The sequence below is a fragment of the Streptomyces sp. NRRL F-5135 genome (assembly GCF_000719775.1).
GTDB classification, from domain to species: domain Bacteria; phylum Actinomycetota; class Actinomycetes; order Streptomycetales; family Streptomycetaceae; genus Streptomyces; species Streptomyces hebeiensis.
In genome coordinates this window covers 422,245-438,266 of record NZ_JOHR01000007.1, presented here as the reverse complement: position 1 = coordinate 438,266, position 16,022 = coordinate 422,245, and the positions used below count along the sequence as shown (strand labels likewise).

14 protein-coding genes are annotated in these 16,022 nt (G+C 73.6%); 5 read left to right on the top strand and 9 right to left on the bottom strand.

The window, feature by feature from the left end; translation table 11 throughout:
* Positions 1-413 precede the first annotated feature (413 nt).
* From IG02_RS0114450 to IG02_RS42800, 5 genes are all read right to left on the bottom strand, one after another.
* A complete protein-coding gene (locus IG02_RS0114450; protein ID WP_030746547.1) occupies positions 414-701 on the bottom strand; it encodes an SCO0607 family lipoprotein in 288 nt (95 codons plus the stop codon).
* Positions 702-888: 187 nt separating this feature from the next.
* Positions 889-2,331 (bottom strand): Nramp family divalent metal transporter, encoded by a 1,443-nt coding sequence (locus IG02_RS0114445; protein WP_030746544.1) that lies wholly within the window; start codon positions 2,329-2,331, stop codon positions 889-891.
* 222 nt (positions 2,332-2,553) lie between these two features.
* Complete coding sequence (locus IG02_RS0114440) at positions 2,554-3,543, bottom strand: phosphoglycerate dehydrogenase (RefSeq protein ID WP_030746541.1); 990 nt, start codon at positions 3,541-3,543, stop codon at positions 2,554-2,556.
* Positions 3,540-4,343 (bottom strand): HpcH/HpaI aldolase family protein, encoded by an 804-nt coding sequence (locus IG02_RS0114435; protein ID WP_051765001.1) that lies wholly within the window; start codon positions 4,341-4,343, stop codon positions 3,540-3,542. The genes IG02_RS0114440 and IG02_RS0114435 overlap by 4 nt, the downstream gene beginning before the upstream one ends.
* Before the next feature lie 957 nt (positions 4,344-5,300).
* Positions 5,301-6,806 carry a hypothetical protein gene (locus tag IG02_RS42800; RefSeq protein ID WP_234314735.1) on the bottom strand — a complete coding sequence of 502 codons (1,506 nt, stop codon included), beginning with the start codon at positions 6,804-6,806 and terminating at the stop codon, positions 5,301-5,303.
* Between the two features lie 195 nt (positions 6,807-7,001).
* On the opposite strand from IG02_RS42800, the gene IG02_RS0114425 reads away from it, so the two are divergent.
* From IG02_RS0114425 to IG02_RS0114410, 4 genes are all read left to right on the top strand, one after another.
* On the top strand, positions 7,002-8,054 hold the full coding sequence (locus IG02_RS0114425) for an ABC transporter substrate-binding protein (protein WP_030746533.1): 1,053 nt from the start codon (positions 7,002-7,004) through the stop codon (positions 8,052-8,054).
* A 330-nt stretch (positions 8,055-8,384) separates the two neighbouring features.
* Positions 8,385-9,323 (top strand): Nif3-like dinuclear metal center hexameric protein, encoded by a 939-nt coding sequence (locus IG02_RS39290; RefSeq protein ID WP_030746531.1) that lies wholly within the window; start codon positions 8,385-8,387, stop codon positions 9,321-9,323.
* Positions 9,320-10,063 carry a zinc ribbon domain-containing protein gene (locus IG02_RS0114415; protein WP_078854490.1) on the top strand — a complete coding sequence of 248 codons (744 nt, stop codon included), beginning with the start codon at positions 9,320-9,322 and terminating at the stop codon, positions 10,061-10,063. The genes IG02_RS39290 and IG02_RS0114415 overlap by 4 nt, the downstream gene beginning before the upstream one ends.
* A 42-nt stretch (positions 10,064-10,105) precedes the next feature.
* Positions 10,106-11,536 (top strand): bifunctional RNase H/acid phosphatase, encoded by a 1,431-nt coding sequence (locus tag IG02_RS0114410; RefSeq protein WP_030746519.1) that lies wholly within the window; start codon positions 10,106-10,108, stop codon positions 11,534-11,536.
* Between the two features lie 37 nt (positions 11,537-11,573).
* Here IG02_RS0114410 and IG02_RS0114405 read toward each other — a convergent pair whose 3' ends face one another.
* The 3 genes from IG02_RS0114405 to IG02_RS37775 form a co-directional block, all read right to left on the bottom strand.
* Complete coding sequence (locus IG02_RS0114405; RefSeq protein ID WP_030746517.1) at positions 11,574-12,206, bottom strand: bifunctional 4-hydroxy-2-oxoglutarate aldolase/2-dehydro-3-deoxy-phosphogluconate aldolase; 633 nt, start codon at positions 12,204-12,206, stop codon at positions 11,574-11,576.
* Positions 12,207-12,374: 168 nt separating this feature from the next.
* Positions 12,375-12,761 carry an SH3 domain-containing protein gene (locus tag IG02_RS0114400; RefSeq protein WP_030746515.1) on the bottom strand — a complete coding sequence of 129 codons (387 nt, stop codon included), beginning with the start codon at positions 12,759-12,761 and terminating at the stop codon, positions 12,375-12,377.
* Positions 12,762-12,793: 32 nt separating this feature from the next.
* Complete coding sequence (locus tag IG02_RS37775) at positions 12,794-13,771, bottom strand: helix-turn-helix domain-containing protein (RefSeq protein ID WP_158712293.1); 978 nt, start codon at positions 13,769-13,771, stop codon at positions 12,794-12,796.
* A 330-nt stretch (positions 13,772-14,101) separates the two neighbouring features.
* On the opposite strand from IG02_RS37775, the gene IG02_RS0114390 reads away from it, so the two are divergent.
* Positions 14,102-15,175 carry an XRE family transcriptional regulator gene (locus tag IG02_RS0114390; RefSeq protein ID WP_158712292.1) on the top strand — a complete coding sequence of 358 codons (1,074 nt, stop codon included), beginning with the start codon at positions 14,102-14,104 and terminating at the stop codon, positions 15,173-15,175.
* On the opposite strand, the gene yaaA is transcribed toward IG02_RS0114390, so the two are convergent.
* Positions 15,159-15,965, bottom strand: coding sequence for a peroxide stress protein YaaA (yaaA, locus tag IG02_RS0114385; protein WP_030746507.1), 807 nt, complete (start codon positions 15,963-15,965; stop codon positions 15,159-15,161). The genes IG02_RS0114390 and yaaA overlap by 17 nt on opposite strands.
* Positions 15,966-16,022 lie beyond the last annotated feature (57 nt).

Sequence of the window (16,022 nt, the reverse complement as noted above, 5' to 3'; positions counted from 1 at the left end):
GCGTGCTTCGGCATCGACGGACGGCCTCGGCCGCCAAGTGGATGCATCGTGAACGCTTCCAGCCCTCCGCAATATTCCGGGAAACGCGCGACGAACGCGATTCGATGTTCACGATGCTCCGCCGAAGCCGGTACCTGATGAGGCGTCAGGTAGTTCGCCGGGTGGGCCGCCGGGCAGGGAGGGTGCGCCCGGGGCCCGGCCGGGGTGTTCGGGGCGCGTTTCCCGTGAGGACGCGTGACCGCGCGTGCCCCCGCACGACGGGGAAGGCGGCACCCCCGGTCCGCCCGGGGATGCCGCCTTCCGTCTTCCGTCTTCCGCCGACTCCGCAACCGCTACGCCGCGTCGGCCGCTACGCCGCCCAGGCCGTCACGCCGCATCCGGCCGTTCGCCTCGCGTCCACCGACGGAGCCGGCTCACTCCCCTTCGCCCGGGGCGTCGATGATCTTGCCGTTCTCGTCGACGGTGTGAGTGTCCCAGTACGTGTCCCACTTGTCGTCGACGTGCTCCGGGACCTTCCCCTCCGGGTAGCGCACGTACCCCTTCGGCGGCTCCTCGTCGTTCGCCACGCACGCGCTGCCGGTGCCGCCGACGGTCATGACCGGGTACTCGCCATCGCTGCAGATCGCTTCCTCCACCGAGCAGCCGGTCAGCACCGCGGCGGTCACGCCGGCCAGTGCGAGGCCCCACACGGAGCGCGTCACTCCGCCGCGACCACGAGCGCGACTGCGGGGCGTCGCGGACGACATGGGGTGAACTCGGCTGCTGGTACGCACAGTTGGCTCCTTCTGGCTGACGTGTGCGACCAGCCTCTACGAGGCGAGCAGACCGTTCATGAGTATGTGTACTCAGGCGTGCCCGGTCGGTCTACTCGCCTCGACGGAGGGGAGCTCAGGAGCCCGTGAGGCTGATCCCGAGCACATCCAGGACGCCGTACACCCCCAGGAACACGATCGCCGCGCTGCTGACACCGAGCGCCACCGTGAGCCACCCGCTGCCCCGGAAACGCGGATCGACACCCGTCGACCGCAGCCGCCAGACGGCGATCACGACGGCCAGCAGGAACACGCCGCCCCCGATGCCGCCGATCTGCACCATCAGGACGGGCGACTGGACGAAGAGGAAGAGGACGGTCCAGGCGGCGGGCAGACAGAAGGTGAGGATCCTGATCGTGCGCAGCCGGACCCGCACATCGCTCCAGTCGATGACACCGAGCAGCCCGAGGGTGTTCGTCCACAGGCGCGGCACGCTGGCGACCGAGCCGATGAGCGTCGAACCGAGCACGGTGATGGCACCGACGAGGAACGCGTACTCCGCCCACGGCCCCATGGTGTCCGTGTAGATGCGCGACAGCGTCGTGATCATCGAGTTGCCCTCGGGCACCAGGTTCTGCGGGTGCAGGACGGCCGCGCCGATCACGTAGAAGGAGAGCGTGCACACCGTGCAGACCAGCCAGCCCGCGGCGACGTCGAGCCGCATCACCTTCAGCCAGCCCGCGGCCCGGCGCGCCCGGTCCTCGCTGCCGTCGTCGGGGCCGGTCCAGCGCGCGTAGCCCTTCTCCAGGCACCAGTACGTGTACGTGGTCATCTCGTCGGCGCCGACCCCGGTGATGCCGAACATGGCCAGCGCGACACCGGCGGTGCCGACCGGGATGAGGAAGCTGAAGCCCTCTCGCAACTCGGCGGACCCGTACCCGAATTCGGTCATCGGCAGGCCGAGCGCCAGCCCCAGGGTGGCGAGGGTGAAGACGACGACGGAGGCGACGCACAGCCGTTCCACCATGCCGTACCTGCCGGTGCTCAGCAGGGTGACGGTGAAGGCGGTGATGAGGACGGCCCACACCGCGAGCGACTGGTGACTGAGCGGCTCGCCGGTGATCGGCCAGAGGATGGAGAAGGCGGCCGCCGTCCCCCCGATGATTCCGCCGCGCTGGAACATCTTGGCGAAGTCCATCCCGATCCAGAGCCAGTTGATCCAGCTCACGGGCCCGACGCGGGGGCCTATCTCGCGGTAGCCGTCCAGTGCCGTACGGCCGTTGAGGATGGTCCAGCGGGCCAGTTCCATCTGGACCCAGACCTTCACGCCGGTACTGATCACCACCAGCCAGAGCAGGGCGAAGCCCGCCTTGGCGCCGAGTGAGGTGGTGACGATCAGTTCGCCGGACCCGACCACGGCGGCGGAGAGGACGAAGCCGGGGCCGAGGTGGCGCAGCCGGCCCGCGAAGGTCGTCGGTGCCTCGCGGACGTCCTCGGCGCGCAGCGCGTACGGGTCGGGCGGCTCTGCCGTGGCACCCGGGGCGGCGGACGTCGTCGTCCGTGTCGTCGTTTTCGGCATGACGGATCCTTGGCGTCGGCCGGCCTCGTCGCCGGCGCGGAGATGGGGGAGATCGGGAGATCGGGAGGTGAGGGAGGACGGGTGTGGGGAGCGGGGACAAGCGGGGAGTGCGACCGAGGGGGGCCGGCGTCGGCAGTGCGGGAACGGACGGCCGCGCCGGGCAGGGCCCGGCCGGGCCGAGGTGGCCGAGGAGGGACGCCCTGGTCCCCCTCCCGGCACCGGTCAGAGAGCCGGCCGCAGCGGGGGTTCGCCCGCCAGGACGCGTACGACGTCCTCGGCGACCAGCATGCCCATCGCGCGGTTCGCCTCGTTGCTGCACGCGGCCATGTGCGAGGTGAGCAGGACGTTCGGCGCGTGACGCAACGGGCTGTCGCCCAGCGGCTCATGGGCGAACGCGTCCAGCGCCGCCCCGCCCAGGTGCCCGTCGTTGAGCAACTCGGCGAGTGCCGCCTCGTCGATCAGGCCGCCGCGTGCCGCGTTGACCAGCAGCGCGCCCGGCTTCATGGCGGTGAGCCGACGGCGGTCCAGCAGGGGGCCGGCGGCCGGGTCGGCGGGCAGGTGGAGGCTGACGACGTCCGCCCGGGTGAGGCAGTCGTCGAGCGCGGCGGGCTGTGCGCCGAGGGCTTCGATGTCCGCGCCGCCGACGTACGGGTCATGGGCGAGCACGGTCATGCCGAAGGCCAGCGCGTAGCCGGTGAGCAGCCGTCCGATCCGGCCGAAGCCGACGACGGCCAGGGTCTTCCCGGCGAGTTCCGGGCCGAACAGCTTGGGCCAGTCGCCGGCCGCCACCCGGGTGTGCGAGGCGGTGATGCGGCGCGAGGCGTCCAGGATCAGACCGAACGTGAACTCGGCGACGGCCCGGGAGTTGCTGCCCGGCGCGCAGACGACCTGGACGCCGCGGGCGCGCGCCGCGTCGAGGTCGATGGTGTCCACGCCCACCCCGTGTTTGGCGATGACCTTGAGCCGGGGTCCCGCGTCGATGACCTCGGCCGTGATCGCGTCCATGCCGACGATCAGGGCGTCGGCGTCGGGGACCCGCGCCAGCAGTTCATCGGCCGGCAGCGCGGCGCCTTCGACGGGGCGCAGCGGTCCGGCGCCCGCTCGGTCGAGGAGTTCCCAGGGGTCGGGCGAGAAGCGGGCGAAGGTGGGCGTGGTGACGAGTGTGGTGGTGGCCGAGGCCCCGAGCCCGCCCCCGCCGGCTGCCCCGGTCATCCCTGGCCGCCGGCGGTACGGGCGTCGGTGAGGTGGTGGCGGGCGATCTGTTCGAGGTGGGTGAGGTCGCTGGAGACGGTGGCGAACGTGAACCCCTGGGCGAGGCGACGGGCGGCGGTGGCACCGTCGGCGGTGTGGATGCCCGCGGCGATGCCCGCCTGCTCGGCGGCGCGACGGATGGTGTCGAGGGCGCGCTCGAAGGGCTCGTCGAGGGCGGGGTCGGTGGAACTCGCGCCACCGAGTGCGATGCGCAGGTCGGAGGGGCCGATGTAGATGCCGTCGAGGCCGGGGGTGGCGCAGATGTCGGTGACGTTGGCCAGCCCCTGGGCGGTCTCGATCATGGCGAGGACGACGGTCTGGGCGTGCGCCTCGGCCGGGTCGGGGCCGATACGGAGGGCCGCGCGCATGGGGCCGTACGAACGCACCCCGTGCGGCGGGTAACGGACGGCGGCCACGGCGTCGGCGGCGTCCTGGGCGGTGTCGATGAGGGGCACGATGACGCCCGCCGCGCCCGCGTCGAGGGCGCGGCCGATGGGCGCGGGGTCGTTGGCCTCGGCGCGGACGAGGCCGACGGCGGTGCTGCCCTTGGTGTCGATGGCGGTGAGGGAGGCGAGCAGGCCGGAGTATTCGATCAGGCCGTGCTGGGCGTCGAGGGCGACGTAGTCGTAGCCGAGGCGGGCGATGCGTTCGGTGGAGACGGGGGAGTCGAGGACGGACCAGTAGCCGACGAGGCGTTCGCGGCGGCGCAGGGCGGCGGCGAACGCGGCGGGGGTACCGGGCTCGGGCAGGGCATCGGGCATGGTCCTCGACCTTTCAGGAGCGATGACAAGGCGGCGGCTCGCGCCGAAAAGATCGCATGGTCGCGCGAAGTGCGCAAGAGGTCTCGCGCGTTCCGCGCATGTTGTGTCATGATCGGCCGACGATGCCGCAGGTGTGCACACTGCTCGCGGGCGGAGAGGGCACAGGGGGCGTACGGTGCGCAGGTGGCCCGTACGCGGGCCCGGCCCTGATCGTGGCCGCCGCGAGGCGGTACGCCGCCCGCGAGGCGGTACGGGCCGAAGGCGCGCCGGATCGTGGCCGGGTGGCTGCCTGGCTGCGAGGCGAGGGACCTCGGTCCTGGTCCCGGTCCCGGCCCCGTTCCGGTCCTGGGACGCGGCCCGGTTCACCGCCGCGTTCGCCTGACGAGGTATCGGGTCGTGACGTCCGTCAGCGGTTGCGCGAATCGCGCAACGGCCTGTTCGGTGGGTCGCTCAACTGCCGTGGCGGCCACCTCGTCATGCGGAGGTGGACGCACAACGACGAGAGGCCGCCGCGGGGTTGCCGCGACGGCCTCCCACCTGGTTGTCCGACGCCGGTGCCGACGCCGGTGCCTGTGGCGTTGACCCGTTGCGTTGACTGTGGTGCGCCGACAGGTCCTGTTCCGGGACCCGCCGGCCGGACTCAGGCGCGGGTGTTCAGGCCGCGTCACCGCCGTCCGACCCCGCCGGGCGGCGGTGACGGCCGTGTACGGGGGCCGTGGAGTCGTCCGTCGACGCCGCACCCCCTCGGTGCCTTCCGAGGCCGCCGCCGTCCCCCTCGGCGGCCGCCGCTCCCGCACGCTCCTGGGCCGTGGCGGTTCGGGCTTCAGACATGATGGGAAGTCACCCCGTTGCGATCGCTTCTTCTGTGGCGCAGGGCCCGCGCCGTCCCGTACCGCCTCGGCGGTGCGACGGGCGCACCGCTCACCTCGCGGTCCCCGGGCGGGCCCCGGCGAAAGTCTAACCAGGCGGCCGCCGGCCGATGAGGGGTGCCTGTTGGAGCGGAACGGGCCTGTGCGCCGGGCGGTGAGCGGGGGGAGCGGGGGTGGCGGAAGGTCCGCTCTCCTCCTCGGGGGCGGCACCGGGCCCGGGGGCGGGCTCCGGTTCGGGCTCCGGTTCCGGCTTCCGCGCCCGCTTCGGCGCAGGTCCTCCGCCGAGCGGGTCCGACGGAACCGTGAGGTACGACATTCCGCACGGCACCGCCCCCGTCGCGTACGGCAGCCGCAGCACACCGTCCCGGGTCCACAGCCCCGCTCCCGCCAGCCAGCCCTCCGGAGCGGGCAGTTCGTGCAGGCGCCGTCCCGCCGGGCGCCACACGCCGATCCAGCTCGCGCCGCCCCCGTCGATCCGCAGCGCCACGGCGCACCCCTCCGGGGTCAGCGCCTGACCGGGCTGCACGGCGAACGGCGTGACCGTACGGCCGTCCGCCGGCCGCAGGCACTCGGGGAAGCGCACGGGCAGCGAACTGCCCAGGACGCCCCAGCCCAGCCACTCCCGGCCGGGCGCGTCGGACCGGATCAGCAGGAGGCCGCTGTCCGGGTCGGCGAGCAGCAGACGGTCATTGCTCTCGTCCGTGATCTGGAGCAGCGGGGTCACCTCGCCGCCCCGTGCCAGGTCGACCGCGACGGCCTTCACCACGCCGTCGTCCGACCGCCGGTCCAGGGCGAGCATCCGCCCCGTACGGTCGAGCCAGACGCCGCCCGAGCAGCGGCCCCGTACCTCGGCGATCCGTTCCGGTCCGGACGAGGCACCGGCGACCAGCCACACCGTGGTGGAGTGTGGGCCGTAGGTGAGGGCGTAGGCGCGTCGGCCGTCGGGGGAGGGTGGCAGCAGGTCCAGTTCCTCGCACGCGACACCGCCCACGGGGAGCTGTCCCGTCACCGGGCCGCCGGCCCGGCCGGCGGGGGAGCGCCAGGCCGGATGCCCCGGGCCCGCGGGGCGACCGTGCGCGGGTCCGGCCGGCCGGCCGCGCGCGCCGAGGCCGGCCCGCTGTCCGCCCCCGTATCCGGCCCCGCCGCCGTCCCCGGCTCCGTACCCGGTCCCGGTCCCCGCCGCCGGGTGGCCGGTCAGGTGCCCGGTCGCGTGCCCGGTCGGGTAGAGCAGGCAGAAGTCGTGCCGGTCCGCCACCCGGCGGCGTACGAGCACGCGCCCGTCGGCGAGCGGCAGGACATCGGTGTCGGGCTCTTCGGGCTGGTCGAGGGGGAGGGGTACGGCGTACGGCTCGGGCCCGTCGAGGGTCCACCGCTCGGGGAACCAGGCGTCGCCGGAGCCGTCCCCCTGCTGCCCGCCTCCTTCTCCGTACGCGATGTCCCGGACCCCGCCGGCGCCGCCGCCTCCGCCGTCTTCTCCCCTTCGCGCTCCGCCGTCGGCGCCCGGGGGCGCCGCGGGGAGCGTCAGCCGGGCGGCGTAGCTCCCGTCCGCAGTGATCGCGAGTGCCGTGCGCCGCTCGGCAACACAAGCCGTCATCGGATGGTCACCTCCGGCGACGAAGCTAGTTTTCGCACTTCCACCCGAACAACAGCACCGGGGGCACTTCACCTATATGGGTGGCCGAAAGGTGATTCATCAGGGAGTGCGGGGGTGGGTGTGCTGCGCGGCGGACGGGAGCTTAGGGTTAGGTCGCCCTAACCACCCCGCCCTTCCCTCAAGGGAGCACCAGAGATGTCCATAAGGACCCGTGGTACCGCCGCCGTCATGGCCTTGGCCGCCGCGCTTTCCCTCGCCGCTTGCGGTGGCTCCGCCGACGGCGGCTCCGACAAGGCCGGATCCGGATCCGGCGGCGACGGGGACGGAAAGAAGGCCGCCGTGGCGACGGGCGGGAAGGACTTCGCCGAAGCCGCGAAGAAGACGGCGTCGTACGGGACGGACGCGGCGCCGGGCACGTTCCCGCGCACGATCACGCACGCGATGGGGAAGACCGAACTCGAAAAGCGCCCGGAGCGCGTGGTCGTGCTGGACGTCGGCGAGTTCGACAACGTCGTGTCCCTGGGCGTCAAGCCGGTCGGTTACGCGCCGACCGAGGGTGACGAGGGCGTCCCGAGCTACCTGAAGAAGGGTGCGGGCAGCCCGAAGAACGTCGGCACGATCAACAACCTCAACCTGGAGGCCATCGCCGGTCTGAAGCCGGACCTCATCCTCGGCAGCCAGCTGCGCGCGGCCGACAAGTACAAGGAACTGTCGGCGATCGCCCCGACGGTGTTCTCGATCCGGCCCGGCTTCACCTGGAAGGAGAACTACCTCCTCAACGCCCAGGCACTGGACCGCACGGCCGAGGCGAAGGCGGAACTCGCGGACTACGAGCGGAAGGCGAAGTCCCTGGGCGACGAGCTCGGCGCGGACAAGCCGACGGTCTCGATGGTGCGTTACATGCCGGACCGGCTGCGGCTGTACGGGAAGGCGTCCTTCATCGGCACGATCCTGACGGACGTCGGCCTCCCGAGGCCGAAGAACCAGCAGGTCGAGGACCTGGCGGTGGAGATCAGCCCGGAGAAGATCGACGAGGCGGACGCGGACTGGATCTTCACGGGCGTGTACGGGGACCCGGACAAGACCCAGCGCGACACGGCCCGGTCCAACCCGCTGTGGAAGAACCTGAAGGCGGTCGAGGAGGGCCGGGCGAAGGACGTCAAGGACGAGACGTGGTACCTGGGCCTGGGAGTGATGGCGGCCGACCAGGTCCTGGCCGACCTGCGGGGGTACTTGACGGCGAAGTGACGGATCCGGCCGGCACGGTCCGCCGGGTCCGCGCGGACGGCACTGACCGCACTGACCGCGCGGACGGCACTGACCGCACTGACCGCGCGGCCGGGTGTGCGCGGCCGGGACGGCCGCCGTGGCGTGTGTCGACCTGTGCCGAGGCCGGCCGAGGCGGGCCGAGGCGACCGCCGACGTGTCGGACGGGCGGCCCGTCGGCGCGGCCGGCGTACGTCTGCGTACGGACCCCGACGCGCTCTCGACGCGCTCTCGACCGGCCCCCGCCCCCGGGCCGGTCCACGGCCGGGTCGGGCGTTCCCTCGGGCGGGTAGCCTTTGTGCTGTGTCTTCCGTGCCTCGACTGTCCGATGTCCTCGCCGCGCTCGACGCTCTCTGGCCCCCCGAGCGGGCCGAGCAGTGGGACGCCGTCGGGACCGTCTGCGGCGACCCCGACGCGCCCGTGACCCGAGTGCTCTTCGCCGTCGACCCCGTACGGGAAATCGCCGACGAAGCCGTCGAACTGGGCGCCGAGCTGATCGTCACCCACCATCCGCTCTATCTGCGCGGTACGACGACCGTCGCCGCCTCGACCTTCAAGGGCCGGGTCGTGCACACGCTCATCAAGCACGACATCGCGCTGCACGTCGCCCACACCAACGCCGACACCGCCGACCCCGGGGTCTCCGACGCCCTCGCCGGCGCGCTGGACCTGCGGATCGTCCGGCCGCTCGTACCGGACCCCACCGACCCGCACGGGCGGCGCGGCCTGGGCAGGGTCTGCGAGCTGGACCGGCCCGCCACCCTGCGCGACCTCGCCGCCCGGGTCGCGCACCGGCTGCCCGCCACCGCCCAAGGGGTGCGGATCGCGGGCGACCCGGACGCTCTCGTACGCACGGTCGCGGTCAGCGGTGGTTCGGGCGACAGTCTCTTCGACCAGGTCAGAGCCGCCGGCGTGGACGCGTTCCTGACCGCCGACCTGCGCCACCACCCGGTCTCGGAGGCCACCCAGCACTCCCCGCTGGGCCTGATCGACGCCGCGCACTGGGCCACCGAATGGCCCTGGTGCGAGCAGGCCGCCGCCCAGCTCGACGAGATCTCCGACCGGCACGGCTGGGACCTGCGGGTCCATGTCTCGAAGACGGTCACCGACCCCTGGACCTCCCACTTCGCCCCCACCTCCACCCACCCGGTCACCCACCCCGCCCCGAACCCGGCCACCCACTCGTCCCAGTCCACCCACCCGACGAGCGCTTCGCGCGCCGCAGTCGACACCCCAGGAGCCCCCAACTGAACGCCGCGCCCGCCGACCAGATCCGACTCCTCGACCTCCAGGCCCTGGACGTACGACTGTCGCAGCTCGCCCACAAGCGCACCTCGCTGCCCGAGCACGCCGAGATCGAGTCGCTCACCAAGGACCTCGCCCAGCTGCGCGACCTGCTGGTCGCCGCCACCACCGAGGAGAGCGACACCGCCCGCGAGCAGACCAAGGCGGAGCAGGACGTCGACCAGGTGCGCCAGCGCGCCGCGCGCGACCAGCAGCGACTGGACTCCGGCGCGGTCACCTCGCCCAAGGACCTGGACAACCTCCAGCGTGAGATCGTCTCCCTCGCCAAGCGCCAGGGCGACCTGGAGGACGTCGTCCTGGAGGTGATGGAGCGCCGGGAGTCCGCCCAGGAGCGGGTCGCCGAGCTGACGGAGCGCGTCGCCGCCGTCCAGGCCAAGGCCGAGGACGCGACGGCGCGCCGGGACGCCGCGCTCGCGGAGTTCGACGCCCAGGCGGGGTCCGTCGGCAAGGAGCGCGAGGTCGTCGCCGGTTCCGTACCGGCCGACCTGCTCAAGCTGTACGAGAAGCTGCGCGGCCAGCAGGGCGGCGTGGGGGCGGCGCGGCTGTTCCAGCGCCGCTGCGAGGGCTGCCAGTTGGAGCTGAACATCACCGAGCTCAACGATGTCAGGGCGGCGGCCCCGGATGCCGTGCTGCGGTGCGAGAACTGCCGCCGCATCCTGGTCCGTACCGCCGAGTCGGGCCTGTAGCCGATGGCCGTGCCGACACCGGGGACCGAGGACCCGGGGCACATGGCGGAGCTGGTCGTCGAGGCGGACGGCGGGTCCCGGGGCAACCCGGGCCCGGCGGGCTACGGCGCCGTCGTGCTGGACCCGCGCACCGGCCGGGCGCTGGCCGAGGTCGCCGAGTACCTGGGCACCGCCACGAACAACGTCGCCGAGTACCGGGGCCTGCTCGCCGGTCTGAAGGCGGCCAAGGCGCTCGGCCCGGCCGCGCGGATCAGGGTCCGGATGGACTCCAAGCTGGCCGTGGAGCAGATGTCGGGCCGGTGGAAGATCAAGCACCCGGACCTGCGGCCGCTGGCCGCCGAGGCCGCGCGGGTCTTCCCGGCGGAGCAGGTCACGTACGAGTGGATACCGCGCGAGCGGAACAAGCACGCGGACCGGCTGGCCAACGAGGCGATGGACGCGGGTGCGCGGGGCGAGCGGTGGGAGGCGCCGTCGGCGGTGTCCGGCCGACCCGGACCCGGAGGCGTGCCGGGGGCCGGGGCCGAGGCCGAGTCCGCAGACGGGGCCGGGGCCGGGCCCGGGACCGGCGTCGAGGCCGCGGACGGGGTCGCGGCGCCGGAAACCGCCGGGGCGGCCGGAACGGCTCCGGCGGAGGCGGGCACGGCGGACGCCCCGGCGGACGCGGGCACGGTCGCGGCGGCCTCCGGCGCGCACGTCGCCGGCACGCAGGCCGGTACGGACGTCGGCGCGGACACCGGCGCGGGCGTCGCCACGGAGGCCCGCACCGGCGTCACGGCGGCCGTGGCCGAGAGCGGCCCCGCCGTCCTCAGCACCGAGACCTCGTCGGTCGGCTGGGGCCCCGCCGATCTCGGCCCTCCCGCCGTCTTCGTCCTCCTCCGCCACGGCGAGACCGTCCTCACGCCCGAGAAGCGCTTCTCGGGCAGCGGCGGCACCGATCCCGAACTGTCCCCGGTCGGCCGCCGCCAGGCCGAGGCGATCGCCGCGTCCCTGGCCGAGCGCGGCACCGTTCAGGACATCGTCAGCTCACCGCTCCGGCGCTGCCGCGAGACGGCCGCCGCCGTCGCCGCCCGGCTCGGCCTGGGGGTGACCGTGGAGGACGGACTGCGCGAGGCGGACTTCGGCGCGTGGGAGGGGCTGACCTTCGCGGAGACGCGGGACCGCTACCCCGACGACCTGAACGCCTGGCTCGCCTCCCCCTCCGTCGCCCCCACGGGCGGCGGCGAGAGCTTCGCGACGGTCGCCCGCCGTATCGAGGCCACCCGCGACCGGCTGCTGGAACGGTACCGGGGCCGGACGGTGCTGCTGGTCACGCACGTCACGCCGGTGAAGACGCTGGTGCAACTGGCCCTGGGCGCACCCCTGGAGTCGCTGTTCCGGATGGAGCTGTCCGCCGCTTCTGTGTCGGTGGTCGCGTATTACGCGGACGGCAACGCGTCGGTGCGGCTGCTGAACGACACGTCACATCTGCGCTGACGGGACCGCGCCGGCCTCGGGCCCGAAGAACCGGGGTTCAGGGGCGGCGTGTCTCCCGCAGCGTCGCCGCCTCGCGGGCCAGGGACTCGACCCGGTCCCAGTCCTTGGCCGCCAGCGCGTCCGCCGGGACCATCCACGTACCGCCGACGCAGCCGACGTTCGGCAGGGACAGGTACGACGGGGCCGACGCCGCGACGATGCCGCCCGTCGGGCAGAACCGCGCCGCCGGGAGCGGTCCCGCGAGGGACTTGAGGTACCCGATACCGCCCGCGGCCTCGGCCGGGAAGAACTTCATCTCCGTGACCCCGCGCTCCAGCAGCGCCACGACCTCCGACGTCGTGGAGACCCCGGGCAGGAACGGTACGCCCGAGTCCCGCATCGCGCTCAGCAGCGTGTCCGTCCACCCCGGGCTGACCAGGAAGCGCGCACCCGCCCGCACCGAATCGGTCACGGCCTCCGGCGTGATCACCGTGCCCGCGCCGACCATCGCCTCCGGTACCTCCGCCGCGACCGCCCGGATCGCGTCGAGCGCGGTGGGCGTACGCAGCGTGATCTCGATGGCGGGCAGGCCGCCCGCGACCAGGGCACGGGCGAGGGGGACGGCGTCGGAGGCGTCGTCCAGCACGACGACGGGGATGACGGGGGCGAGGTCCAGGAGGGAGGAGGTCATGGCGTCATCCTGCCGCGCGGCGCCACACTGCGCAACGTCCGTTGCATGCTGTGCAACGAAGCATGGGCGAGCCGCGCGGCCCGTCCCCCCGAACGGGCCGCGCGGAGGACCCGTGACGGTCTCCCTTCCCCCCTCGACCGTCACATGGTCAGCGCGAACGGCGCTCCGTCACCTGTCGCAGGGCACGCCGGAGCCCCCGCCCGACAGGTACGCGTCGTAGACCCAGCCGAGGCTGCCGCCGCCGTTCGGCACGCGGACCCAGGTCCAGGTGTTCCCGTAGTCGTTGACGACGTAGCAGTCGTACTCGACGACGGTGTTGGGTGCGATGTAGCCGGTGATGGTGCAGTCGCCGTAGGGGCCGGTGTGGGCGGCCGCACTGCTGGACTTGGTGATCCTGCCCCTGGTTCCGTCATTGGGCTGATGCGGCCAGTAGGCGTTGCCGCAGGTGACCGCGGACTCCCCGGAGACGGCGGCCGGCGCCGCCGTGGCGGGCGTTCCCGCCAGGACGAGCGCGGCTCCCACCGCCGCGCCGGTCAGTGCATGACGTACACGCATGAGCTTCCTCCCGTTGTGTGAAGGCGATCGCCTCACGGTTCGTGATGCGGGTCCGCCGTGCTGCGGGTCCGAGCCTGCCGGTCGCGCGCGGGGGTGTCGTTGGCGATTCCCGCACGGTTGTTGACCCTTTCCGCATACGGCGGGTTTCCGGGGACGGCGGGCGGCCGGTTTCCGGGGGTGGCGGGCGGCCGGGGGGCGTGACATGGCCGCCGGTCGGTGTGCCCGTGGGTCCGGAGCCGGTACTCCTGGGGCGGCATCCCGTACGCCGCCCGGAAAGCCCGGCTGAAGTGCGCGCCGTCGGCGAACCCCCAGCGGGCGGCGACGGCGTGGACCGGCCGGGAGCACTGCGCCGGATCGCCCAGGTCACGGCGGCAGCGCTCCAGACGGCTCTGGCGGATCCAGGCGGCGACCGTCAGCCCGTGTTCCTGGAAGACCTTGTAGAGATGGCGGGTGGAGATCCCGTGCGCCGCCGCGACGCTGTCGGGGCAGAGCCCCGGATCGCCCAGGCGGCTCCGGATGAAGCCCTGGACCCGCGGCAGCAACGACCCCCGGACGGGCGGATGCCCGGATTCGTCCTCCAGCTCCAGCTCCAGTTCGTGGGCGAACAGCGCGGTGATCAGTTCGAGTACGACGGTGCCCAACCGGGCGGCGTCCGCGGGCCTCGGCGGGCGGCTGTCGGAGGCGAGGGCGACCAGGACGTTCGCGACGAGGGCGGCGATGCCCTCGCCCGCGGGCAGCCGTCTGCCGACGAGTCTGTCGGCTCTCTCCCTGGGCAGCGGCAGCAGGGCTTTCGGGAGGCGGACGTGGGCGAGGAAGCAGCCTTCCCGTCCGGTGGCCGCCGCCCAGGCCAAGGAGCTGTCGTGGATGGCCAACTCCCCGGAATACAGAGCCACGTGGTACGACGCCGGGCCGGGCCGGCCGGCCGGTGGCGGGGACCGCCGTTCGGACACCGCCGAGGACGGCAGGACGGTCAAGGTCACGGCGCCGAGACCCAGGGTGCGTGGAGCCACCGGGAATTCCTCACTCCCCGGTGTGGACACGTCCTCGCCTCGGAACATGGTGGGGAACAGCGTGAACCCTCCTTCTGCGGGTATCGCGGCGTATCGCGCGGCTGACGGGTGTCTGCGGACATCGGCCGGCCGGCGGGGCGAACGGGCCTGCCGGCGCCACCGAAGACTCTTCGAGAGACCCCCGGACAGTCGCAACACGAACGGGCTGTCCCGGACAGCGGCCCGGCTGTCCGGCCTGGTCACAGCGGTTGTCCGGATCCGCGTGCGGAGCGCCGAGGTTGGCGGATTTCCGCGTTGTCCTGCGCGCCGGGCGCCGTCATGATGCCCGGCATGGGGAAGCCGGGGGGCTCGGGGGGCTCGGGGGGCGTGTCACCGGACGGGGTGGAAGACGCCACGGAATTCGTCGCGCGCATGGTGCGGCTCAAGGAACGTTCCGGTCTGACGTACCGGCAGTTGGAGGAGCGGGCGGCGGAGCGCGGTGAGGTACTGGCGCGCAGCACCCTGGCCGACGTCCTGCGCCGCCGGTCGCTGCCGCGCCCGGAGGTGGTCGCGGCGTTCGTCCGTGCCTGCGGGTACGCGGACGAGGTGCCCGTGTGGCTGGCGGCCAGGGAACGCGTGGCCGCCGCTCCGGAGCCGGCCGGACCGGCTGTCCCCACGGCGCCCGCCGACCCTCCCGGTTCCGAACCGGCCGGTCCTCCCGGACCTCCCGGTACGGGCCCGGGTTCCGAAGCCGCTCCCGCGCTGCCGGCCACGGGCGCGGAGCCAGGGGTTCCGCCGGTGCGGCCCGGCGGACGTCGCCCCGGCTCGCGCCGAGTGCTGCTCGTATCGCTGCCGGTGCTCGCCCTGATCTTCCTCGGAGCGTGGATCCTGCTGCCGGAGACTCCCGGGGACGCCGCCTCCCGGGCCCCCGCCGAGGGCTGGTCCCGGATACGCCCCGCCGGGGCGCCCTCGCTGTGCGTCACCGAGGGCCGGGACCGCAAGGGCCGGTACCAGAGCGCGGTCGCCGTCCAGCGGAACTGCTCCGGTGCCACCCCGCCGCACACCTATCTGGAACGCGTCGGCGACGGGTTGAACTACATCCAGTGGCACCACCCCAAGAACGGCAAGGGATGCCTCACGGTCCTGACGGCCGAGAACCACGCCGTCAGGAACCTCCTCGAACCCTGGCCCACCTGCGAGCCGGACCGCACCACCCAGCAGTTCCGTTTCGAGCCGGTCGACACCCCCGTCGCGGGCGGCTACCGGGTGCGGGTGGCCAACAGCGGGCTGTGCCTCGGCATCCTGGGCGACGATCCAGTACGAGGACGATCCTCCGCCTTGCGATCGCACGCACCAGACGCCGCCGGCCCCGCCCTTCGGGCGGACGGCGCTACTTTCGCAACACGCCCTAGTGGATCTCGGTGACCACCACGTCCAGCGCCCAGGTGCGGCCCGCCTTCGCCGGAGCCGTCGCCTCCACCACGTACCCCAGGTCCCGCAGCGCCTCCACCAGCTCCGCCGGGTCCTTCGGCCGGACGCCCGTCGTCAGCAGGTCCCGTACCAGTCGGCCCTTCGTCGCCTTGTTGAAGTGGCTGACCACGGACCGCTTCTCCAGGCCGGTCACCGGATCGGTCTGCGCGTGCAGCACCCGTACGGTCGTGGTCCGCGCGGCCAGTTCGCCCTTCGGCTTCCAGGCGGCGGCGTACGCGGCCGAGCGCAGGTCGAGCACCAGCCCCCGGCCCGCCGCCTCCGGCAGGACGGACGCCATCGGCGTACGCCAGTAGGCGCCCAGCGCGCCGAGCCCCGGCAGCCTGACCCCCATGGAACAGCGGTAGGAGGGGATGCGGTCGCCCACCCGTACCGCGCCCCACAGCCCGGAGAACACGAGCAGCGAGGCCGCCGCCCGGCGCCGGGCGGCGGGGGAGAGGGTGGCCAGGTCCAGCGCGTCGTAGAGCACGCCGGTGTAGATCTCTCCGGCGGGACGCGTGCCGGCGGTGCGCAGCCGGGCATTCTTCGCGATCTCGCCCCGCAGCCCCTCGCTCAGCCCGAGCACCGTCCGCGCCTTCTCCTCGTCGGCGGCGCACAGCTCCACGAGCTCGTCCAGCACGGCGGCCCTTGCCTCGGCGAGGCCCGGCAGGGAGAGCGACTCGGGCTTCAGCGGGGCGCCGCGCCCGGGGGCGGCCTTCCCCTCCGACGGCGGCAACAGCACGAGCACGGTGGTTCTCCTCGACGGCGTACGACGGGTAACGGGTATCCGGGCGGCGGGCACGGC

Bases quoted from the DNA above. Each gene is read 5' to 3' on its own strand.
- IG02_RS0114445 (WP_030746544.1), bottom strand. From the start codon at position 2,331: ATGCCGAAAACGACGACACGGACGACGACGTCCGCCGCCCCGGGTGCC.
- IG02_RS0114440 (WP_030746541.1), bottom strand. From the start codon at position 3,543: ATGACCGGGGCAGCCGGCGGGGGCGGGCTCGGGGCCTCGGCCACCACC.
- IG02_RS0114435 (WP_051765001.1), bottom strand. From the start codon at position 4,343: ATGCCCGATGCCCTGCCCGAGCCCGGTACCCCCGCCGCGTTCGCCGCC.
- IG02_RS42800 (WP_234314735.1), bottom strand. From the start codon at position 6,806: ATGACGGCTTGTGTTGCCGAGCGGCGCACGGCACTCGCGATCACTGCG.
- IG02_RS0114425 (WP_030746533.1), top strand. From the start codon at position 7,002: ATGTCCATAAGGACCCGTGGTACCGCCGCCGTCATGGCCTTGGCCGCC.
- IG02_RS0114410 (WP_030746519.1), top strand. From the start codon at position 10,106: ATGGCGGAGCTGGTCGTCGAGGCGGACGGCGGGTCCCGGGGCAACCCG.
- IG02_RS0114405 (WP_030746517.1), bottom strand. From the start codon at position 12,206: ATGACCTCCTCCCTCCTGGACCTCGCCCCCGTCATCCCCGTCGTCGTG.
- IG02_RS0114400 (WP_030746515.1), bottom strand. From the start codon at position 12,761: ATGCGTGTACGTCATGCACTGACCGGCGCGGCGGTGGGAGCCGCGCTC.
- IG02_RS0114390 (WP_158712292.1), top strand. From the start codon at position 14,102: ATGGGGAAGCCGGGGGGCTCGGGGGGCTCGGGGGGCGTGTCACCGGAC.